Origin of the sequence: Clostridium gelidum, assembly GCF_019977655.1 — a bacterium.
GTDB lineage: Bacteria > Bacillota > Clostridia > Clostridiales > Clostridiaceae > Clostridium > Clostridium gelidum.
In genome coordinates this window covers 4929491-4952585 of the sequence record NZ_AP024849.1, presented here as the reverse complement: position 1 = coordinate 4952585, position 23095 = coordinate 4929491, and the positions used below count along the sequence as shown (strand labels likewise).

Annotated in this window: 16 protein-coding genes; 15 read left to right on the top strand and 1 reads right to left on the bottom strand. The window is 28.7% G+C overall.

The annotated features are described in order from the left end of the window. The first annotated feature begins 16 nt into the window (after window positions 1–16). The 15 genes from malQ to psyc5s11_RS22780 all read left to right on the top strand — a co-directional run bounded on the left by malQ (window position 17) and on the right by psyc5s11_RS22780 (window position 22844). The gene (gene malQ / locus psyc5s11_RS22850) at window positions 17–1507 is read left to right on the top strand and encodes a 4-alpha-glucanotransferase (protein ID WP_224034766.1); all 1491 of its coding nucleotides are present in this window, start codon (window positions 17–19) and stop codon (window positions 1505–1507) included. 3 nt (window positions 1508–1510) lie between these two features. Further along, on the top strand, window positions 1511–3871 hold the full coding sequence (locus tag psyc5s11_RS22845; RefSeq protein WP_224034765.1) for a glycogen/starch/alpha-glucan phosphorylase: 2361 nt from the start codon (window positions 1511–1513) through the stop codon (window positions 3869–3871). Window positions 3872–4004: 133 nt separating this feature from the next. Further along, window positions 4005–4964 (top strand): D-2-hydroxyacid dehydrogenase, encoded by a 960-nt coding sequence (locus tag psyc5s11_RS22840; protein ID WP_224034764.1) that lies wholly within the window; start codon window positions 4005–4007, stop codon window positions 4962–4964. Window positions 4965–5071: 107 nt separating this feature from the next. Beyond that, entirely contained in the window at window positions 5072–7231 is a 2160-nt protein-coding gene (locus psyc5s11_RS22835) for a type IA DNA topoisomerase (protein ID WP_224034763.1), read from the top strand. A gap of 285 nt (window positions 7232–7516) precedes the next feature. Beyond that, complete coding sequence (locus tag psyc5s11_RS22830; RefSeq protein WP_224034762.1) at window positions 7517–8371, top strand: HepT-like ribonuclease domain-containing protein; 855 nt, start codon at window positions 7517–7519, stop codon at window positions 8369–8371. Between the two features lie 393 nt (window positions 8372–8764). Continuing rightward, window positions 8765–11158, top strand: coding sequence for a hypothetical protein (locus psyc5s11_RS22825; protein ID WP_224034761.1), 2394 nt, complete (start codon window positions 8765–8767; stop codon window positions 11156–11158). Continuing rightward, complete coding sequence (locus psyc5s11_RS22820; protein WP_224034760.1) at window positions 11158–12096, top strand: ABC transporter ATP-binding protein; 939 nt, start codon at window positions 11158–11160, stop codon at window positions 12094–12096. Before psyc5s11_RS22825 ends, psyc5s11_RS22820 begins: the two co-directional genes overlap by 1 nt. Further along, entirely contained in the window at window positions 12096–13004 is a 909-nt protein-coding gene (locus psyc5s11_RS22815; protein ID WP_224034759.1) for an ABC transporter permease, read from the top strand. Before psyc5s11_RS22820 ends, psyc5s11_RS22815 begins: the two co-directional genes overlap by 1 nt. 44 nt (window positions 13005–13048) lie before the next feature. Then, window positions 13049–14602 carry a pectinesterase gene (locus tag psyc5s11_RS22810; protein ID WP_224034758.1) on the top strand — a complete coding sequence of 518 codons (1554 nt, stop codon included), beginning with the start codon at window positions 13049–13051 and terminating at the stop codon, window positions 14600–14602. 467 nt (window positions 14603–15069) lie between these two features. Then, entirely contained in the window at window positions 15070–15324 is a 255-nt protein-coding gene (locus psyc5s11_RS22805; protein ID WP_224034757.1) for a hypothetical protein, read from the top strand. A 163-nt stretch (window positions 15325–15487) separates the two neighbouring features. After that, window positions 15488–16471 carry an AAA family ATPase gene (locus psyc5s11_RS22800; protein ID WP_224034756.1) on the top strand — a complete coding sequence of 328 codons (984 nt, stop codon included), beginning with the start codon at window positions 15488–15490 and terminating at the stop codon, window positions 16469–16471. Window positions 16472–16552: 81 nt separating this feature from the next. Further along, complete coding sequence (locus psyc5s11_RS22795) at window positions 16553–17437, top strand: DUF58 domain-containing protein (protein WP_224034755.1); 885 nt, start codon at window positions 16553–16555, stop codon at window positions 17435–17437. Window positions 17438–17566: 129 nt separating this feature from the next. Then, window positions 17567–18076, top strand: coding sequence for a VanZ family protein (locus psyc5s11_RS22790; protein ID WP_224034754.1), 510 nt, complete (start codon window positions 17567–17569; stop codon window positions 18074–18076). A gap of 131 nt (window positions 18077–18207) precedes the next feature. After that, window positions 18208–19980, top strand: coding sequence for a vWA domain-containing protein (locus psyc5s11_RS22785; RefSeq protein WP_224034753.1), 1773 nt, complete (start codon window positions 18208–18210; stop codon window positions 19978–19980). An 11-nt stretch (window positions 19981–19991) separates the two neighbouring features. Continuing rightward, entirely contained in the window at window positions 19992–22844 is a 2853-nt protein-coding gene (locus psyc5s11_RS22780; RefSeq protein WP_224034752.1) for a VWA domain-containing protein, read from the top strand. On the opposite strand, the gene psyc5s11_RS22775 is transcribed toward psyc5s11_RS22780, so the two are convergent. Next, window positions 22841–23038 (bottom strand): hypothetical protein, encoded by a 198-nt coding sequence (locus psyc5s11_RS22775; protein WP_224034751.1) that lies wholly within the window; start codon window positions 23036–23038, stop codon window positions 22841–22843. The genes psyc5s11_RS22780 and psyc5s11_RS22775 overlap by 4 nt on opposite strands. Window positions 23039–23095 lie beyond the last annotated feature (57 nt).

Here is a 23095-nt window from a genome sequence, read left to right as displayed (position 1 = left end):
GGTTGGGGGAATGAGAATGAAAAGAGGTAGTGGGATTATTATGCACATAGCATCTCTACCAGGTAAATATGGAATAGGTACATTTGGAAAAGAAGCATATGAATTTGCAGACTTTTTAAAAAAGGCTGGTCAAAGGTATTGGCAAATACTCCCTTTGGGTCAAACGAGCTATGGAGATTCCCCATATCAGTCATTTTCAGCATTTGCTGGGAATCCATACTTTATTGATTTTGATATTTTAGAAAAGGATGGATTACTAAATAAAAATGATTATAATCAGATAAGCTGGGGAGATAATTCAGAAGTAATAGATTATGGATTAATATTTACAGAAAAGATGAAAGTATTAAGACTTGCATATGAAAATTCTAAAAAAAATAATAAACCAGAGGATTTAAAAAGTTTTGAAGAAATAGAAGCATCTTGGCTTGATGATTATGCTTTGTTTATGTCAGTCAAAGCTGAGTTTAATTTAGAAAGTTCTCAAACATGGGATGATAATATTAGACTAAGAAAAGAAAAAACTTTAAAAATAAAAAAAGAGCAGCTTACGGATGAAATAGAGTATTGGAAATTTTTGCAATATGAATTTTTTAAGCAATGGAAGAATTTAAAAGATTATGTAAATAAATTGGAGATTGAAATTATAGGGGATATTCCAATATACGTGGCAGAAGATAGTTCTGATTTATGGAGTAATCCAAAAATATTTTTGTTGGATCAGAAAACTTTAAAACCAATAAAAATTGCAGGATGCCCACCGGATGCATTTTCAGAAACGGGGCAACTTTGGGGAAATCCTATTTATAATTGGAAATACCTTAATAAGACTGGTTATAGATGGTGGGTAGATAGAATTAAGCAAAGTCTAAAACTTTATGATGTACTCCGAATAGATCATTTTAGGGGATTTGAAGCTTATTGGGCGATACCTTATGGAGATACAACAGCAAAAAATGGAGAGTGGGTAAAAGGCCCGGAAATGAAATTATTTGATGCAATAAAAGAAGAGCTTGGAGATATAAATATTATAGCGGAAGATTTAGGATTACTAACTGAAGAAACTATAAGCTTTAGAAAAAAGACAGGCTTTCCAGGCATGAAAGTATTAGCATTTGCATTTTCTGGTGAAAGTGAAAATCCATATCTACCACATAATTATGAACAAAATTGTGTGGCTTATACAGGAACACATGATAATGATACAGCACGCGGTTGGATTGAAACTACAGGCAACAAAGCTGAAGTTGAAAATGCAATTGAATATTTAAAATTGACTGAAGAAGAAGGGTATAATTGGGGAACTATAAGAGGAATATGGGGAAGTGTTGCAAATACTTCCATTGCACTTATGCAGGATTTCTTAAATCTTGGCAATGAAGCAAGAATTAATTTTCCTTCGACAATGGAAAACAATTGGTGTTGGAGAGCAAAAGATGGCGTCTTCACAAATGAGCTAGCAAATAAAATTTATATATTAACTAGAATTTATGGAAGGTGTGAATAAACAGTGGAAAAACAAAAAATAAAAGAGGGTATTGAAAGATACTTAAAAGTAAAACATGGGGTAAAACTGAAGGATGCTCAAGATTATGAAATTTTTAATGCAGTTTCATTAACAGTTTTGGAGGAAATCGTTGATGATTGGAATACTACATCTGAAACTTACAATAAAGGGAGAATGGCATACTATTTATCAGCAGAATTTTTAATGGGTAGAGCCTTAGGTAATAATTTAATGAATTTAGGGTTATATGATGAAATTAAAGATGTATTAAAAGAATTGAATATAGACTTAAATAAAATTGAAGAAATTGAAGAAGATGCAGGTCTTGGAAATGGAGGACTTGGTAGACTCGCAGCATGTTTTGTAGAATCAGCAGCAACTTTAGACATGCCTTTAGTGGGATATGGAATAAGATATAGCAATGGATTATTTAAACAAAATATTGAAAATGGATTTCAAACTGAATGTGAAGATACATGGCTTAAATATGGAGAGGCATGGAGTATTAGAAAAGATGATGAAACTCAAATAATAAATTATTCTGATATGACAGTAAAAGCAGTTCCTTATGATGTACCAATAATAGGATACGGAACTAAAAATATTAATACATTAAGATTATGGCAATGTGAAGCTTTAAGAGAATTTGATTTTAATTTATTTAATAATCAACAATATATTGAAGCAGTATCAGGCAGAAATAAAGCAGAAGATATATCAAGAGTATTATACCCAAATGATACAGCAGAAGCAGGGAAAATATTAAGACTTAGACAACAATATTTCTTCTCAAGTGCATCAATGAAGGATATCATAAAGAAACATAAAGCTAAATTTGGAAGTGATTTTTCAGAATTTGCAAAATATAATGTGGCTCAATTAAATGATACTCATCCAACAATATCAATTCTTGAATTTATAAGAATATTGGTAGATGAAGAAAATGTTGATTTCTGGAATGCTTTGAATATTGCTAAACAATTTTTTGGATATACAAATCATACTATACTTGCAGAAGCTTTAGAAAAATGGGATATAAGATTAATAGAGAGATTATTCCCAAGAATATTACAAATTGCATATCAAGTTGATGATGCTTTAATGAATGAATTAAGACAAAAAGGTTATGATGAGGGCGCAATTTGGAGTTTTAGAATTATTGCAAATGATCAAATGAGAATGGCTAATTTAGCTATATTTGTAGGAAGAGCTGTAAATGGAGTTGCTGCACTTCATACAGAACTTTTAAAGACAACTGAATTAAATAATTGGTATAATTTATATCCAAATAAATTCCAAAACAAAACCAATGGAATTACTCCAAGAAGATGGCTTAGACTTTGTAACCCTGAATTATCTGAATTTATAACGGACTTATTGGGAAGTGAAGATTGGGTTAAACATTTAGAATTACTTAAGGGATTAGAAAAATATAAAGAAGATGATGAAGTACTTAAAAAACTTATGGCTGTTAAACATAAAAAGAAAGTTGAACTAGCAGAGTATATTAAACAAGAAGAAGGAATTGACGTAGATCCAAATTCAATCTTTGATATTCAAGTAAAAAGAATGCATGAATATAAGAGACAATTATCAAATGCTTTATATATTTTAGATTTATATTATAGAATTAAAGAAAATCCAAATTTAGACATACCAAAGACTACATTTATATTTGGAGCTAAAGCATTCCCAGGATATAGAAGAGCTAAAGGAATCGTTAAATTTATAAATGAAATAGCTAGACTTATTGACAATGACGTAGATGCTTCTAAGAAAATTAAAGTTGTATTTGTACATAACTATAGAGTATCCTATGCACAAAAGTTATTCCCAGGTTCTGATTTATCTAAGCAAGTTTCTACGGCTGGAAAAGAAGCTTCAGGAACAGGAAATATGAAGTTTATGTTAAATGCAACTCCTACATTTGGAACTTATGATGGAGCTAATATAGAAATTGTTCAAGAAAGTGGAGAAGAGAATAACTATATATTTGGACTTAGAGTTGAAGATATTGAAAGAATAAAGCATAACTATGATCCTAAGTGGTATTATAGAGAAAATCCAAGTATCAAGAGAGTATTAGATACATTAATTAATGGTACATTAGATGATGGTCATACAGGATATTTCGAAGATTTATATAATGCTTTACTAGAAGAAAGAGATCAATATTATGTACTTGCTGATTTTGACTCATTTAAAAATACACAAGAAAGAGTATTTGAAGATTATAAAGATCAAAAGAAATGGGCTCAAAAATGTTTTGCTAACCTTTATAATGCAGGCTATTTCTCTAGTGACAGAACTATAAAGCAATATGCTGATGAGATTTGGGACATAAAGCCAGCACCTGTTAAATAAAAACTAGTTAGAGATCTATAGATATAGGAATTTAAATTTTTATATCTATAGATCTTTATTTTGGTTATAATATAATTAGTAGGAATTTTATCGTGAAATGGAATCATTTTAAAGTTAGAAAAGGGGATTGAATATGAAGAAAATAGTAGTATTAGATGGTAAAACCTTAGGTAATGTAGATTACATTAGATTAAATGAATTTGGTCAAGTAATTTATTATGATTTAACTTTAAAGCAAGAGGTTGCTGAGAGAATTAAGGATGCTAATATCATACTAACAAATAAAGTCGTATTAAATAGGGAAAATTTAAGTGGTGCAACTGATTTAGAGCTTATATGTGAAATGGCAACAGGATATAATAATATAGACACAAAGTATGCTAAAGAAAATAATATTGCAGTAACTAATGTTACTGGATATTCTACTACTACTGTAGCGCAACATACATTTGCTATGTTACTTCACTTGTATGATAATATAAACTATTTTGATAATTTCATTAAAAGTGGTGAATATTCTAAGTCAGTAATGTTTACTAACTTAGAAATGCCATATAAAGATTTATGTGGTAAGGTATGGGGAATAATTGGACTTGGTAATATTGGAAAAAGAGTAGCCAAAATAGCTCAAGCTTTTGGTGCAAGAGTAGTATATTATTCAACTTCAGGAAAAAATGCAGATTCAGATTATGCAAGGGTAGAGTTTGATTCATTATTAAAGCAATGCGATATCATTTCTATACATGCTCCTTTGAATGAAAAAACAGAAGGCTTAATTAATTATGAAGCTTTTACTAGAATGAAAAAGGATGCTGTATTAATAAATGTAGCAAGGGGTCCTATAGTAGTAGATGAAGATTTGGCTAGAGCTATAGATGAAGAAATAATAGGTGGAGCAGCATTAGATGTATTTAAAGTTGAACCAATTCCAGCAAAAAATCCATTACTAGATATTAAAAATAAAGAAAGATTAGTATTAACACCACATGTAGCATGGGCAAGCATAGAAGCTAGAAATAGGCTATTTGTAGACCAACTCGAAAACATTAGTGCATACAATAGAGGCGAAATAAGAAACAGAGTAGAACTTTAAATATCCCATTGTATAGTTTTATGGATAACTTCAACTGGTTTTATTTTTGGTTTAGTGTTAATATATATATTGCTGAAAATAATAACTAAAGGAGGACAAAAAATATCATGGCGAAGGTTATTATTGCGGAAAAACCATCCGTTGCTAAGAATATTGCAGATGCATTTAAGATAAAAAATAGGAAAGATGGTTATTTTGAAGGTAATGGATATTATATAACATGGGCTTTTGGACATCTTTTGCAGCTTTATGATGCAAAGGATTATGATGAAAGCATGAAGGGCTGGAGATTTGAAAAGTTTCCGTTTATTCCAGATAATTTTTTATATAAGGTAAAATGTGATAGCGCAGATAGAACTATAGAAGATAAGGGTGCTAAAAAGCAACTTGGAATAATAAAGAGTTTAATAGATAAAGAAGATGTTGATGGTATTATTTCAGCTACCGATTTTGATCGGGAAGGTCAGGTTATAGCCGATGAATTATTTGGTTATTTTGAAGTAAAAAAGCCTATATATAGATTGCTTTTAAATGAATGGACACCTGATGAAGTTAAAAGTGGTATGGAATCTTTAAAGGACAATAAAGAAATGCAATCACTTCAAGATGCGGGAATAGGAAGACAATGGAGCGATTGGATTATTGGAATTAATTTAACTTCTGTTAGTACATTAAAATATAAGTTTGAAGAAAATAAGACTATTAATATAGGTAGAGTTTTATTACCTACATTAAAGATTATTTATGATAGAGATAAAGAAATAGAAAATTTTGAAGCAACAACTTATTATAAGTTAATATCAAATCTTAAAACTTCAAGAAATGAAGAATTTGAAGGACTTTATTATGAAAATGATTCTGAAAAATTTGAAAAAAAAGAAGATTTAGATAAGTATATTCCTTTTCTAGAAGGAGCAACAGCTAAGATTATTGATAAACAAACAGAACTAAAAAAGGAATATCCACCGTATTTATTTAACTTATCAAACTTACAAGGGTATGTTACAAGTAAATATAAAGGTTGGACATCTGACAAGGTTTTAAAGGTTGCGCAATCCCTTTATGAAAAGAAACTTACAACTTATCCTAGAACAGCAAGTGTAGTTTTAGAGGAAAGTTTGAAGGATAGGGCAAAAAAGGTTTTAGATACTTTAAAAGTAGGACTACCATATGAAAAGGATATTAAGTTTAATACATCTAAAAGAATTTTTGATAGTTCAAAGGTTGAAAGCCATAGTGCAATAACTCCAACATACATTAAACCATCAGGATTATCACCAGATGAAAGGACTGTATATGAAGCTATTAAAAATAGGTTTATAATGCAATTTATGCCTATAGCTGAGTCAGAAGAAACAAAGGTAACTTTAAAAGCTAATAACTCAGAAGTTAAGGGTACTTTTATTTCTAAGGGAAAAGTGAAACTTATTGAAGGTTGGAAGGTAGTAGAAAAAATAGAAAGTAAAGATATAATCCTTCCAAAGATTGAAATAGATGAAAATGTAGATATTATAAACTCAAAGGTAAGTTCTGTTACTAAAAAGCCACCGAAGTATCATACTGAAAAAACTTTACTTAGAGTTATGGAAACTTGCGGAAAAGGTGTTGAAGGCAAAGACGAAGATTCAGAAGAAATGATGCAAGCTATTTTAAGTGGATATAGTATAGGCACACCCGCAACTCGTGCAGAAACTATAAAAAAGTTAAAGGATATAGGATACTTAAATTCTAAAGGAAAAAATCTTATGTGCACACAACTTGGAAGAAATTTAGTGGAAATTTTCCCCGTGAAAGATTTATTGGATTTAGAGTATACAGGAAAACTAGAAAAAACTCTCTCGGATATTGAAAAAGGTAAATTTGCTAAAAGTGATTTTATGAAAATGATAACAGATTTTACTATAAAGTCTGTTGATTCAATAAAAAAGGATGAGGGTGCATTATCAAGATTTAAAGTGGAAATACCTAAAGATGTTGAAAGTTTAGGACCTTGTCCGATTTGTGGAAATCCAATAATTGAAGGCGAAAAAGGTTTTGGATGTAGCAATTGGAAAAATGGTTGCAAATATACCATTTGGAAGGATGATAAATATATTGCATCTTTTGGTAAACAAATATCTAAGGAAATGGTAGAGCTTTTACTCAAGAATGGGAAGGTTGGCTTTAGAAATTTGAAAAGTAAAAAAGGAAATACATTTTCAGCTTATTTTAGGTATGAAAAAAATGAAGAAACTGGATATTTCAATTGGAAGATTGAATTTATCTAATGGCTAGTAACTAAAATACTCCTATATCTGTGCATAGGAGCTAAGAATGTCATGAACATAGATGAAATTAATATTAAAGGTATAAATGGCTATCATAGTAGAAAAAGAATATATAATAAAAGTTATAATGTGGCAGATATTGATTTTAGAGAATTGATATCTGCTTTTTGAAGTACATTGTTCTAAGTTAAGGAAAATTTAAGGGCTGAATATATACATGTGTTTTAAAGTTACATATTGTATAATGAACTTATATAATAGTTTTTAGATGTGGAAGTGATGAAAGTGGATAAAATTAAAATTAGTAGTTGCAATTTAGATTTAATTAAACTTAAAGATATTATATGTATTGCTACATTTGGAAGTTATAATGAAGAATGTTTCAATAAAGATAGAAGTGATATAGATGTTATGATTTTAAGTGATAGGCAACTAGAATGGGAAGAGGAACTTGAAATTGAAGATTATTTGCAACCAATTCTAAAAAATCATTTTAGTCATGAAAATATACACTTAACATTTATTAATAATTTTGTTTATCCATTTAGTGAATTACTTATTACAAGTAAAGATAAGATAATTATCATAGAAGAAAATTATTTAGATTATAGCCTCGGATATTCTTGTTTCAAAAGGGAGAGAGAGTATTTGGAAATAATAAGGAAAGAAAATTTGAAAGAGATAAGAAGTATAAAAGTGGTCTATTATAAATATAAAAAAGAAAAAATAGAAGAAAAGTTCTCGGAAATCAAAGTTTTTTTAGTTAGAATAAGAGAATGTTTAAAAAGAAGTCCGAATAGTGAGGATGAAATAGTTGATGAAGCAATGATTTCATATTTTAATTCTTTTTGTGAGTTTATAATTGATATGTGTGAAACTTATTTAGTTTCTACAGATAATTTTATACCTAATAAATCAGGTCCAGATATAGTTGTGATATCTAGTGATTTTGGGTTTATATCGGCAGAAGATTCAAAAAAGTTGCAAGGAATTATTAAATTGCGTAATAGATATGTTCATGATTATTATCAACGAAAATTATCACGAACAAGAATTTTAGATGTTTGTAGAAAAGAAATGAAAACTTTAGATATGTTTCTTGACATATCTACTGAAAAAATAATGTTGGTATTAAAATAGTAGTTTTATATAGAGATGAAGTTATTTGATTATACGATTATCAATAGTAAATGAATTTAATTTTTTAGTGTAAGTGCATATAGCAGTATAAATAAAGAGGTTATCTTGAAATAAAGATAACCTCTTTATTTTAAATTCACTTAATTAAGCTGAAAGATAGTAATATATCTGCTTTTTGAGGTATATTATTCTAAATTAAGGAAAAATTAAGAAATTATCCGTTGATAAATACTATATTTTACTTTATAATCCAAGTGTACCAATTAAGGTAGTACACTTGGTACAATGGAAAGCGAAATAATAAAGAATTTCTTAAGAATAGCAAATATTTACAACGATATATGATAAATATGTTAAAATTTAATTAATTATGTAATATGGGGGAATAAATGAATGGAAAAATTTAATAATGCTAAGTTGCTAAGCATATTAGTTATGATTTTTATATTAGTTGGTTTTATGCCAACAATATGCAAGGCAGAGGAAAAAGCAGAAGAAAATAATTCAATTACAATGAATGTTAGTTATGGAATTGATGGGAAATTTAAAGGTTCTATGGCAATACCAGTAAATGTAGAAGTGGAAAATAAGGGGGAAGACATAGAAGGGCAAGTAGAGGTAAGAGTTCCTACAAATAGTTATAATACATATGATGCATTTGTATCTGAAGTTAAGTTAGCGTCTAAAGAAAAAAGAACAGTAACTATTCCAATTAATTTACCAGAAGATTGTTCTAAAATGTCAGTAGTGTTTACTAAAGGGAAAAATATTTTAAAGGAAAATAAGATTACAGTAAGTAGTGGGAGAGTTAATGAAAATGATTTGTTTATGGCTATATTAACAGATGATTTTAATGGTATTAATATTAAGGATTTAAATTTTGCTGATTTAAATAATAAGAATAGAAAGGGTGAAATTAACAAGACTGTTAATGTGCCTTTGAATTTAGATTCTTTATCAAAAGGTTCTAAGAATATTTCACAATTAGATGTAATTGTAATTAATAATTACAATATTTCTAATTTGCAAAAAGAACAATATGAAAATCTATCTACATGGATTAATAATGGTGGAACATTAATAATAGGAAGTGGAGAAAATGCTTCAAAGACAATAGGAAGTATCGATAAAGAATTTTTAGATGTAAATTATAAGGGGACTAAGGATGTCAACGGATATACTCTTGCTAACTTAAGCTTAAAAGATTCTTCTATTAAATTACAACAAGGAGAAAATCCGTTAATATATTTACTTAACAAAGGAAAAGGTAAGGTATATATTGGAGCGTTTGATTTAGGAAATAAAAACATAGCATCAAAAGATAATGTTATGAATACATGGAAGGAATCTTTAGGAAATGATTTTATAAATAAAAATAATATTCGTAATAGATATGGAAATGGTAATAATGTACCGCATCAAATGGATCAGTTAAGTAATGATGTTCCTGTGAAAGAAGATTTTAAAATGGGCGTATTAATATCTATATTCATATGCTATGCATTAATTGCGGGAATTATAGTTTATTTAATAATGAAGAAGTTAAATAAAAGAGAATGGTTATGGGGAGTTGTTCCTGCTATAGCAATAGGTTTTTCACTTGTACTTTATTTACTTGGAGGTAGCACAAGAATTCAAGATTTAGTATTAAATCAGGTAAATATTATTATAACTGATGAAAGTGGTACAAGCACAACTAGCGGATATGTAGGAATTGGTTCTAAATATAAGGATGATTTAATAGTTAAAGAGCCTAATGGAGCTAGTATTCAAGCGTATTATAGTAATAATGATAACTATAATGGCCGTAATAAAGATGCAAATGCTCTCACAAAATTAGGAACAAAAACTGTATATAGAGAAAATAATTCTTATTATGAATTTAAAGGTTTATCAGCATTACAAATGAAGAAATTTGAGATTTCTGGCCATAAAGAAATAGTCCCTAAGATTGAAGCAAATTTAAATTATAATTCTCAAAAATTAGTGGGAAAAGTAAAAAATACATTTGGATATGATATTAAAAATTTATTAGTAGTATCTTCTAATAGTGTTTGGGATTTGGGCGAAATAAAATCTGGAGAAGAAAAACAAACAGAAGTAGATACTTGTGCTTCTTCTGGATTAAATCAATATGCAAGTAATATAAGTAAGAACTATCGTGATTATAAAAATAGTAATGATAAAAAACAAAATAAAGAAGAGTTTAAAGATGTATTAAGAATGAGTTCTTTGTTAAGAGGTATAGAACAATCACAGTTATCAAAGAAATCAACTTATTTAGTTGCAATAACTAATATACCTGTAGATTATGGATTTGATTTTGGTGAAAAGTCAATATCTAAGTATGATACTACTGCAATTATTCAAGAGATAAATATAGATTTTACTGATACAGAAGGAAATTTAAGTTATCCTTTGGGATATTTTAAAGGAGAAGTAGCACAAGCTGATCAAAATATGGATATCGATACTCAAAATAATGTAGTTCATGGAAGTGGAGATATGGTTTTGGATTATTTAGTTGGCAATGAAATAAACTTATTAGACTTAAAGGTAGGATATACAGAGAATCAAAATCAAAAGAAATCAGGACTAAAGGGTACTGTATATATTTTTAATTATGAAAAAAATGATTATGAGGCAATAAATTATATAGTAAATGGTGAAAGTTTAAAAAATCCTAATCAATACATTAAAGATGGAAAAGTAACAGTAAAATTACAAGGTAATGATGAAGAAGGAATAGGAAGTCCACAAATTACTGTAAAGGGGAGGGCTAAATAATGTTATTAATTAAAGATTTAGAAAAATCGTATGGAAAATTTAAGGCCCTTAATAAAATGAATTTAGATATTAAAAAGGGTGAAATATTTGGATTTATAGGTCCAAATGGAGCTGGTAAAAGTACTACTATGAAAATAGTATCAGGATTATTATATCCAGATAGTGGTGAAGTATATGTTGATGGAATCGATGCTATTAAAAACAACAAGAAGCTAAAAGAAAAAATAGGATATATGCCAGATTTCTTTGGAGTATACGACAATTTGAAGGCTTATGAATACTTAGAGTTTTATGGATCAATTTACGGAATTTCAGGAAAAGAAATTAAAGATTTATCAATGGATTTATTAGCGTTAGTTAATTTGGAAAATAAATGTGATGCTTATGTTGATGGATTATCAAGAGGTATGAAGCAAAGATTATGTTTAGCTAGATGTTTAATTCATAATCCACAATTACTTATTTTGGATGAACCTGCGTCAGGAATGGATCCCAGAGCAAGATTTGAAATGAAGAACATCCTTAAGAATCTTAAGGATATGGGGAAAACCATATTAGTTAGCTCTCATATATTATCTGAGCTAGGGGAGATATGTACGAATATTGGAATCGTAGAAAGTGGACAGCTAGTATGTCAAGGGACAGTAGAAGACATAATGAATACAGCAACTGGAAATGAAAATATTATTATTACAGTAATGAATAAGGAAGAGAAAGCTGTTAAATTATTAAAGGAAATGCCAAAGGTCGGCAAAGTAAAATTTGAAAATAAAATAATAACAATAACTTTTAATGGAAATGAAGAGGAATGTGTGGGTTTACTTAAGACAATGATAATGAATGATATACCTATAATTTCGTTTAATAAAGAAGTGAGTAGTCTTGAAGATTTATTTATTAAGATTACTGATAAAAACGAATTAAAGGAGGCATTATAGTGAGAATTAATCCAGTTTTAAAAAATGAAACAAAGCTTGCAGTAAGAAGCTTTAAATTTACATTAATGATATTCTTTTATGTAGCACTATTATCTAGTGGAGCATTATTTATATTTAATATGAATGTTGGGGATGCATATTTTAATGGAGTAAATCTGCAATCTATAGTTTACTTCTATATTGGAATGGCTGTAATTCAAGCTATTTTATTAATGTTTATTGTACCATCACTAACATCTACAGCGATTTGCGCAGAAAGAGAAAAGCAAACCTTAGAGGTGCTTTTATCAACTAAAATGAGTACATTATCAATAGTAATTGGAAAATTATTAGCATCTATAAGCAGAGTTATAATTTTAATTATTTGTACTATGCCAATATATTCAATTACATTTTTAATTGGAGGAGTAAATTTAGTAAATATATTAGAATTAAGTTTATTCTTTATTGTAACTACAATATTTGTTGGTTCGATTGGAGTTTTTATATCAACATTTGTAAAAACATCAAGGGTAGCAACAGCAATAGCTTATGGAGTAACATTATTTATATATGTAGGAATAATAATTTTGGCATATATAGTTATAATGTATAATGCTTCTAAAGCTAATAATGCTCAAGACATAGCTATTCCATTATTTACTTATTTAAGCCCTACATTTGGTTTTGCAAGTTTGCTTATTAACCAATTAGGAAATGTAAGTGGTTTGGGCTTTTATGGAATGGATGTTGTTAATATGGCTCAATTTGAATATGGCAATATTATATCTATAGGAATTCAAATAGTATTCAGTGTAATATTAGTACTTGTATCTGCATATAAACTAAACCCATTAAATAAAGGAATTAAATTTAAGAGAAGAAATAAGAAAAAAGTAAAAAACGAATTTAAGAAAATAGCTGTTTGAACATCATTATATTAGGCACATGAAAATAAATAAAGGAGAATTTTATGAATGCTTTAGATAAGAAAATATTAGACTTTATAAAAAAATCTGGGCGAAGAATAAAATTGAATTTTCTTATAAGCAAAATATTAATGGGGCTTCAGGCCTCATTAGTTTTAACTTTAATTATCTTAACAATAGCTTTAGTTGTACCTTTTGAAAGCTGTTATAAGTTAAGTGGTGTAATTATAGTCATTTCTTTAATTGTTAGTATTATTTTTGGAATTATAAAGGCACCTAAGAAAAAGGAAATAGCTTTAATAGCGGATTCTAAAGGATTAAATGAAAGAGTAATTACAGCTTTAGAGTTTCTAGGAGATAATAGTGAAATAGCTATAGCTCAAAAAGAGGATACAGTAAGGAGTATAGAGTTATATAACTTTAAACGAAATTTGCCTATAAGCGTAGAAAAGAAAGAAATATATAAAATTATAATATTAATAATTTTATGTTTTATAACTACTGTAATTCCTACAGGTGCTAAAAAAGATGCGGAAAATTTAAGAGATTTTAACAAGATGAAAAGTGAAACTTTAAAGAAAATAGATAAGGAAGAAAAGAAAATTGAAAAAGAAGATGAGTTAACAAAAGAAGAAAAAGAAGAATTAAAAAAGATATTACAAGACGCAAAAAAGGAATTAAAGGAAACAAAGAAAAAAGAAGATACAAATAAATTAATGGATAGATTAGATAAGAAATTTGATTCGTTAAAAGAAAAAACAGATTCAGAAAAGAAAAAGCAATTAGTTGATGATATAAAGAAAAATTTAGTTGAAAAGCAAAAAAGTGAAGAAGCTCGTGAAGCTTTAAAAGATTTAAATGAAATAAATAAGAGTTTAAATAAAAGTAAATTGGGAAAAGAGCTTTTGGAAACTTTGAAAACTGGAGATAAGGAAGCTTTAGAAAATAAGTTAAAAGCATTAAATAATTCATTGCCAAATTTAAGTGATAAAGAAAAAAGTGAACTTTCAAATGCACTAAAGGAAGCAGCAGCAAATTTAAGAGATGAACAATTAAAAGAATTATTAGAGCAAGCATCAGATAATGCACTAGATGGACAAATAGATCCATCAGAACTTGCAGGAGCATTAGCAGCATTAAAATCTGCTTCAAATAGTGGAGCTAATAATGGAAACAAACCAGGGGATGGAAAGAGCCCAGGCTCAGGAAATGGTAGTGGATCAGGTTCTGGGAGCGGAAATGGCTCTGGTTCAGGAAGTGGTAGTGGCGCAGGTTCTGGAGGAAGTGGAAACGGTGTGGGATGGAATACTGGAAGTAAGAATGGGAAAGAAAATACTTCTATGCCAAGCAGTGGAGAGCAGGTATTTATTCCAGGTAGAGAAACTGGAGATGATGCTAATTTAAAAGGAAATAAAAATAATGGTGGAACATCTCAAAGTATTGAAACCCAAAATGGATTAAATTTTAATGGAGAAAAGAAAGATTACAACAGCATAGTAGGAGATTATAGTAAAGAAGAAATTGATTCAATGAATAATTCATCGCTACCAGAAAATTTACAAGGTGTAGTTAAAGAGTATTTTAACAATATCAAATAAGTAAAGTGAAGCTATTTATAGATAACCACAGCGGAGCTCATACTTATGCCTACATCCGCCGAAATTGAATACATATTTATTCCGTAGGACTGTGAAAATTTCGCTGGAAGCATTCTAAATGGGAGGTTGCACCCATTATAGTTTGCTCCAAATATAAAATTTGGACAAACTATAATGGAACAACCTCCCATTAAGAAGCTTCAGCAGCTTATTTTCAATGCCTACTTCACAAATATGTATCCAATTTCTCTGTTTGGATATGCTCCTAAGTATAGTAAATGTTGAATATAATACCAAGCATAAGTAAAACTTTAGTAGTGGGCATCTATATAGATATCCAAAGCAAGAATTAGAGTTATGATGTGACCTACAGAAATCATATAAATACTTTATAGTTATTCAATCAATAAGTCTATTTTATAAATTGCTTATCTATAAATATAGTTATAAAAAGGAGTAGTGAAATAATGAAGATAACAGAAAGATGGTTGAAGGGTATAAATATAATACTGATAATGGGAATGGCTTTTATAAATTTCTATGACAATCAACAATTAAGACATATAGCATTTGGTATATATTTGGTAATAACAGTGCCTTTATTAACATGGTATACATTAAATAAAAAGCCAATTAAGAAGTTTGATAAATTTGGATTAATAGGTTTTTATATAATTGTTATTATAGTGATAATTTATACATTTTTTAGAAACTTTAAGTGATGGATTATTAATATTGAAGGGTGGTGAACTTTAGTAAGAATTTAATAAGATATATAGCAAATTAATTATTTTTTAAATTTCAATTTTAATTGTCTACAGGATATCCTAAATGGCATGAATTGAGAATTGCAACATATATATAAATTCTTGCTGAAGATAAATAATGAATATAAATGAAGAGATAATAAAAGAAGTAGTAGAAAAGTTAGAAAAATGCAAAAGTGAAATAGGAAAAGGAATTATTGGGCAAGAGGAAACAGTTAGAGACGTTTTAATTGCTATTTTTTCTGGTGGGAATGTCCTTTTAGAAGGTATGCCTGGTCTTGGGAAAACACAGCTTGTTAAGACAATAGGAAAGGTTTTGAATCTTGGCTTTTCTAGAATTCAATTTACACCTGATTTAATGCCAGCAGATGTAGTTGGAACAAATTTAATTATTAAGGAAAATGGTTCTACTAAATTTGAATTTGAAAAGGGGCCTGTATTTACTAATTTGCTTCTTGCAGATGAAATTAACAGGGCAACACCTAAAACTCAATCTTCTTTATTAGAAGCCATGGGAGAAAAGTCTGTAACAGTTGGGAAAACAACTTATGAATTACCAAAGCCTTTTATGGTACTCGCAACTCAAAATCCAATTGAACAAGAAGGAACATATCCTCTTCCAGAAGCACAACTTGATAGATTTCAATTTAAGCTAAAGGTAGACTTCCCTAAGCTAGATGAGCTTATGAAAATAATGGATTTAACTTTATCTAATGAATCTGTTTCCATTGAATCTATTTTAAGTGACAATGAAATTTTAGAAATTAGAAAGATAATTTCAGAAATACCAATGGCAAAACCAGTTAAAGAATATGCTTTGAAAATAATACTTGCGACTCATCCAGAAATGGAAGAGGGACATCCTTTAGTTAAAAAATATGTAGAAGTGGGAGCAAGTCCGAGAGCAGCTCAAGGATTATTTAGTGGCTCAAAAGTTAGAGCAATAATGGAAGGTAGACTAAATGTATCATTTGATGATATTAAAGCTATTGCTTATCCAATATTAAGACATAGAATCATATTAAACTTTGAAGGAATAACTGAAGGAATAACCGAAGAATTTGTTATAGATAAAATTTTAGAGGATTTAAAGGTTGTTTAATATATTAATTGTTAACTGTTCATTGCCCACAGGGTACCCTAAAGGGCATTAATTGTTAACTGAAAAAGGGTTGTGTAAAGAATGGAAGAGAGAATTTTTAATGAGGATTTCTTTAAAAAGTTAAATAAAATAAATTTAAATATAAATTTAAGATTATCAAATGGTGCTCAAGGCGGAAGAAAATCTAAAGCAAAGGGAGCATCGGTTGAATTTTCGGATTTTAGAGAATATGCTCCGGGAGATGATTTTAGAAGAGTTGATTGGAATGCCTATGGAAGACTGGACAAGCTATTTATTAAAGTTTTTATGGAAGAAAGAGAAGGTGTTTTTAATTTCTTTTTAGATAAAAGTAAATCCATGGATTTTGGAGAAAATAATAAAAAGAATAAGGCACTTCAAATTATAGGGGCGTTAAGTTATATTGCATTAAATAATTTAGATAGAGTTTATGTTAATGTGGCAGAAGAAGCAAATCTCTCACTTTTGCGTGGAGGAACTGGAAAAAAAGGCTTTCAAATGATTTTAAAAGAACTTGAGAATGTAGAATTTAGTGGAGCCACAAAGCTTTCAGAGGCTATTAAAAAAAGAAGAATAAATAATAAGGGAGTAAGTATTGTTGTTTCAGATTTCTTCAATAATGAAGGGTTAGATTCTATAGAGCAAGGATTAAAATATTTAGCATATAAGAAGCAACAAATTGTTTTAGTTCAGATACTTTCAGATGAAGAAGAGAATCCATCTATGGAAGAAGAAGTTACATTAGTTGATTCAGAGACAGGGGAAAAAGTTAAACTAAATCTTAATTATAAACTTATTGAAGCATATAAAAATGCGTTAAAAGATTTTAATAAGAAATTGGAGAATTTAGCTACTAAATATGGTGGAACACTAATAAGTGTAAATACAAATAAAAGCTTAGAAGAAATAATTTTAAATGATTTTGGAAAGAAGAGAGTAATTTATTAGGCAGGACAACTTGTCAGTATATGGTGTTATGGATATGAAAAGAAAAATTATATTCTAAAAGAACGTATTTTTGAGCTTAAGAGCAATAGGAGAAGAGTAAAATTTATAAAAAACGTTACGGGGGTACATATGGAAAATAAAGAAACAAAACAACGGTTATTAACAACTTGCTTACTAGTAGTGTATTTGCTCATATTAACTTGGATTATAATATTCAAAATGCAATTTTCAATTCAAGAATTAGACCATTTGCGAAGTATTAACTTAATTCCATTTCATGAATCGGTAATAGTGAATAACAGGATTGAATTTTTAGAAATATATTATAACATACTTGTATTTGTTCCATTTGGACTTTATGTTGGTATGTTAAAAAACAATTGGTCTTTCTTAAAAAAAGTTGCTCCAATAGCAAGTGCAAGTTTACTCTACGAGGTATTACAGTTTATATTTGCAATAGGTGCGTCAGATATAACTGATCTCATAGGAAATACTCTTGGAGGAATAATTGGAATTGCAACTTATCTTGTTTTTCGTAGATTATTAAAAACAGATTTTAAAACAAATAAAATTCTTAATATTATTGCATTAATTGGGACAATATGTGTGGCTATATTGTTAGCACTTTTAGTTAGTTAATTTTAATGCACGATATTCTCATAAGATGAATTATTAACATGTTATACACATGAAAGAGTATAAAAAAGAAAGGAAGTGAATTTTAGTGAGAGCTCGGTACTTATAATACCCCCTCTCACTAAATATAAGAAATGGGAACAGGAAGTCTTTGGCCCTTAGCTTTGTTAATAACAATTCCTTTAGTAATTTTACTCTACATATTAAAAAGGAAGTATAGAGAAAAAGAAGTATCATCTTCATTACTATGGAAGGAAGCTTATAAAAATACACAAGCAAATACTCCATGGGAAAAGCTAAAGGTAAGCATAATGATGATACTTCAAATTTTAATAATATTGTTAATAATATTTGCTTTAATGAGTCCATTTTTAAAATTTGGTGGGAAGACTTATAAGAATTTAATAATAGTTATGGATACTACAGCAAGTATGAGTACTTTATATGAAAGGGACAAAACTAGACTTGATGAAGGCAAAGAAATGACTAAAGAATATATAAAATCAATAAAAGAAAGTACTAATAATTATATAATTGCTTTTAATGGAACATCTAATATAGAAACTAAAAATAGCATAGACGAAGTTACTCAAACCTATGGAAGTGGTGATATAAGTAGCGTTTTATCTTATGTAAGATCTTTAGGTGAAGGATTAGAAGAATACGAAGTTTTAGTAGTAACTGATAAAAATATTGATTTAGGTGATGTTAATGGAAAGGTAATTTCCCTTGCTAATAGCGGAGAAAATGCAGCTATAACAAATTTATCACATAAATTTGTAGAGGGCAAAATGAAGGTTATAGCAACTGTAAAGAATACTGGGAATAGTGATTATTCTGGTGATTTTTCATTATATAATGGAGACGAATTACTAAAGGTAGAATCATTAGATTTACCTAAGGGTGAAAGTAAGACCTTAAATTTTGAATTAGAAGACTTTAAAGGAGATTATTTAAAGGGAGAATTATCAAAGAAGGATTTAATATCAGGGGATAATACCTATTATGACGTAGTAAGCAATAATAAAGGTAAAAAGGTATTACTCGTAACTGAAAAAAATGTTTTTTTAGAAAAGAGTTTTAATAATATAGAAAATGTTGATTTATATAAGACAAATGATGTAAATAACATGACGGAAGAAGATTATGACTTATATGTTTTTGATAATGTAACACCAGAGATAATGCCAAAGAAAGGAAGTATATTATTTATAAATCCTACATCAAATGAATTTTTCAAGGTGGAAAACAAAGAAGAACTAGGACAAGCTACAGGAGTTCAAGAAGAGTTATCAAAATATACAAAAGATATTAAGTTTACTCTTTCAAGCTATAAGAATATAGAACTACCTTACTTTGGAAAAGCATTTTTAAAAGTCGATGGAAATACAATTGGATTTTTAGGAGAAATAAACGGAAGAAGTATTGCTGCTTTAGGATTTGATGTTCATAATAGTGATTTTGTACTTAAGAAAGAGTTTCCAATTTTAGTTTATGAGCTTGGTGAAAAACTAATTAAATCTGGAATTTTATATAAGAACAATTACAAGGCAGGGGATGAAATTGTAATTAAAGGAACTCCATTTGGAAAAAGCCTTAAGGTTAAATCTCTAAATAAAAATTATATAGGAGTTACGCAAGGTTCAAGATACAATAGTATTTCTGAGCTAGGTCTTTATAAGGTTCAAGAAGAGTCTAATGAAAATGAAAAGAGTGAAGAAATGTTTTCTATTAATTTCCCTACAGATGAGGAAACTAATTTAGGTGAAGAAAACATTGGGGAAGAAAATAATTTAAAATCAGAGGTAAAGATTTTAAAGAAAGGTTTAAGTTTAGTTCCATTATTGTTGATGCTTGCAATAATAGGTTTATTAACAGAGTGGATATTATACTTAAAGGGAAATTAGGTGTGTAATTTATGGGGATAGAAATAACAAGGCCATATGTGCCAATATTGGTACCAGTAATTTTACTTTTTATGTATTTAATTTTGAAGAAGTTAAAAGGTGTAGTAAGAAAAGACAAATTAATATTAATTAGCAGAATAATTATATTAATTCTTATAGTTACAGGAATTTCTGATATAACTTTAAATTTAAAGGGAGAAAATGTATCCACAGTATTTTTGTTAGATGTTTCAGATAGCATGAGTGGCTTTAAAAATGAAGGAATTAAATTTATTGATAATGCATTAAAAGAAATACCAAAAAATAATAAGGCTGGAGTAGTTGTTTTTGGAGATAATGCGTCCATAGACAAATTTATGGATGCTAGTAAAGAATATAAGCAAATTAAAAGTGCACCAGTTGTAAATTCAACTAACATAGAAGAGGCAATTAATAGTTCTTTGGGCTTATTTGATAAAGGAGCTGCTAAGAGAATTGTTCTTATTTCTGATGGTGAAGAAAATCAAGGAGATGTATTAAAGAATATACCTGTAATAAATAAGGAAAACATAGATCTAAAGGTGTATAAGGTTGAAAATGCTGTAGGTGACGAAGCTTATGTAGAAGATGTTAAGGTTCCAGATAACATTTCCATTGGAGAAGAATTTTCAGTAATTACAAAAATCCAATCAAATGTTCAAACTAAGGCAAAATTAACACTATTTTCAGGCAGAGATAAAAAAGGTCAGCAAGAAGTGCAGTTACAAAAGGGGACTAATACTTTTGTATTTAAAGATGTTCAAACTACTGGTGGATTTAAATCTTATAGGGTTTTAATTGAACCAGAAAATGATAGTAATAAAAGTAATAATGAATATAGTTGTTTTACTAATGTTATTTCAAAGCCGAATATATTAGTTCTTGAGGGGACCGCAGGTAGCAGCGCAGGAGTAGTAGAGACTTTAAAGTCAGCTAATAGTGAGTTCAGTGTAATATCAGCATTAGGTGCACCAACAACACTAAATGAGATGCTAGAATACAAAACTATAGTGCTTGCAGATGTTCATGTTGATGATTTAAACAAAGGCTTTATGGACAATATAGAATCTTATGTTAAAGATTATGGTGGTGGAGTAGTTACTTTTGGAGGAGAAAATTCTTATGCATTAGGTGGATATAAGGATACTGCTTTAGAAAAAATATTGCCAGTTAACATGGATAAGAAGGGGAAAAATGAAGTCCCTCAAATAAGCATAAGTTTAGTAATAGATAAATCGGGAAGTATGTCTGGAGGAGAAGGCAGTGTTAGTAAGCTTACTTTAGCTAAAGAAGCTGCTATGAATTCATTAGATAATTTAAGAGCTACTGACGAAATAAATGTAATTGCTTTTGATGATAAATATCAAAAAGTAGTTGAAAGACAAAAAGTACAAGATAAAGAAGCAATTAAAGGTATGATTGCAGGAATTGGTGGAGGTGGCGGAACATCAATTTATCCAGCCTTAGAAGAAGCATATAAGGCCCAAAGTGAAAGCAGTGCTAAAATTAAACACATTATACTTTTAACAGATGGGCAAGATAGCTTTGGAATAAGCAATTATACAGAATTAATAGGAAATATGAATACTGGAGGAATAACATTATCCACAGTGTCTGTAGGAGAAGATGCAGATAATGCTTTACTTGGAAAGCTAGCAGAAATGGGAAAGGGCAGAACTTATCATAGTGATAAGTATACTGATATACCTAGAATCTTTGCAAAGGAAGTCTTATTATCAAGTGGGACTTACATTATTAATGAAGAATTTACTCCTAAAATTGTAAGCAATCATGAGATCTTAAATGGAGTATTAGTAGATAATTCATTACCTACGTTGCTTGGATATGTAGGAACATCGACTAAGGATAAAGCTATAGAAATTTTATCATCAAATCATGATGAGCCAATCTTAGCTTGCAATCAATATGGACTAGGTAAGACTGTAAGTTGGACTTCAGATATTAATGGTCAATGGAGTAGAAATTTTCTAACATGGAATAAAGGCGCACAATTAATAAAAAATGCTATTTATTGGACTATTCCAGATCTTAGTGATGAAGGAAAAATATCAATAACTCAAAGTGGAGATGAAGCCGTTGTAGAATTTTATAGTGATTCAGTTAAAAATGGATCTAAAATAAAAGGAGTATACAGCAGTGAAAAAGGAGAAAGTGGTGAATTAGAATTAACACAAGAAGAGCCGGGAAAGTTTGTAGGACGAGTTAAATTAAGTGATTTAGGCTTTTATACTTTTAATATAAGAGAAGAAAATAATGATGAGGTATTAAATAATTATAATGGTGCCTTTTCATTTCAATACTCTGATGAATATAAGTTCAATAAAAATAAGGATAAAATAGATACCTTGGTTAGTGAAGTAAAAGGCAGTTTTATTAATAAACCTAAAGAAGTATTCATAGGTGATCTTAAGAGTTCTTATAAACCTATAAATTTAACAGTGCCAGTATTAATAATTGCTATTTTATTATTTCTTTTTGATATAACTTATAGAAGATTGAATTTAGATTTTAAAAAATATTTTCATAAGTTTAAAATTAGATTTAATATTAATAAAGGAAAATTAAATAGAGATGTGTATAAACAAAATGGGGAAAATGCTTCTGATAATAGGAGAGTATCAAGTACAGTAAATGATAAGGATTATAAAAGTGATTTAGATTCTAGTAAGATATCTAGTAGTCAAAGTAAGGAAGAGGTAATAACTAAAGAGTCTATAGAAAAAAGAAAAGATAAGAAAAATAAAAAGGTTGATAAGACTGAAAAAAAATCAGAAAGATTAGATACATCTTCTTTATTAAAAAACAAAAAGCAACGTGAAAATTAATCACGTTGCTTTTTAGCTACTACCATTATTACAATTACTGCAATTATAGAAGTTAGGAATAGTAAGCCATATATGATCATTAGATTATCAAAAATATTATCAGATAATTTATGATTTTGAGATACTGTTAATAACATTATAGATATTGTAATAAGTTGGAATATACTTATACAAAAAAGTTTTTTATTTTTCAAAGTAATTCACCTCAAGTGTGTTTATAAATTTATACTTTCTAAATTCATAATAACATT

Excerpts from the sequence above, each read along its gene's own strand:
- malQ (WP_224034766.1), top strand. The coding sequence starts at position 17 with ATGAAAAGAGGTAGTGGGATTATTATGCACATAGCATCTCTACCAGGT.
- psyc5s11_RS22840 (WP_224034764.1), top strand. The coding sequence starts at position 4,005 with ATGAAGAAAATAGTAGTATTAGATGGTAAAACCTTAGGTAATGTAGAT.
- psyc5s11_RS22835 (WP_224034763.1), top strand. The coding sequence starts at position 5,072 with ATGGCGAAGGTTATTATTGCGGAAAAACCATCCGTTGCTAAGAATATT.
- psyc5s11_RS22825 (WP_224034761.1), top strand. The coding sequence starts at position 8,765 with ATGGAAAAATTTAATAATGCTAAGTTGCTAAGCATATTAGTTATGATT.
- psyc5s11_RS22820 (WP_224034760.1), top strand. The coding sequence starts at position 11,158 with ATGTTATTAATTAAAGATTTAGAAAAATCGTATGGAAAATTTAAGGCC.
- psyc5s11_RS22810 (WP_224034758.1), top strand. The coding sequence starts at position 13,049 with ATGAATGCTTTAGATAAGAAAATATTAGACTTTATAAAAAAATCTGGG.
- psyc5s11_RS22805 (WP_224034757.1), top strand. The coding sequence starts at position 15,070 with ATGAAGATAACAGAAAGATGGTTGAAGGGTATAAATATAATACTGATA.
- psyc5s11_RS22800 (WP_224034756.1), top strand. The coding sequence starts at position 15,488 with ATGAATATAAATGAAGAGATAATAAAAGAAGTAGTAGAAAAGTTAGAA.
- psyc5s11_RS22795 (WP_224034755.1), top strand. The coding sequence starts at position 16,553 with ATGGAAGAGAGAATTTTTAATGAGGATTTCTTTAAAAAGTTAAATAAA.
- psyc5s11_RS22790 (WP_224034754.1), top strand. The coding sequence starts at position 17,567 with ATGGAAAATAAAGAAACAAAACAACGGTTATTAACAACTTGCTTACTA.
- psyc5s11_RS22785 (WP_224034753.1), top strand. The coding sequence starts at position 18,208 with ATGGGAACAGGAAGTCTTTGGCCCTTAGCTTTGTTAATAACAATTCCT.
- psyc5s11_RS22780 (WP_224034752.1), top strand. The coding sequence starts at position 19,992 with ATGGGGATAGAAATAACAAGGCCATATGTGCCAATATTGGTACCAGTA.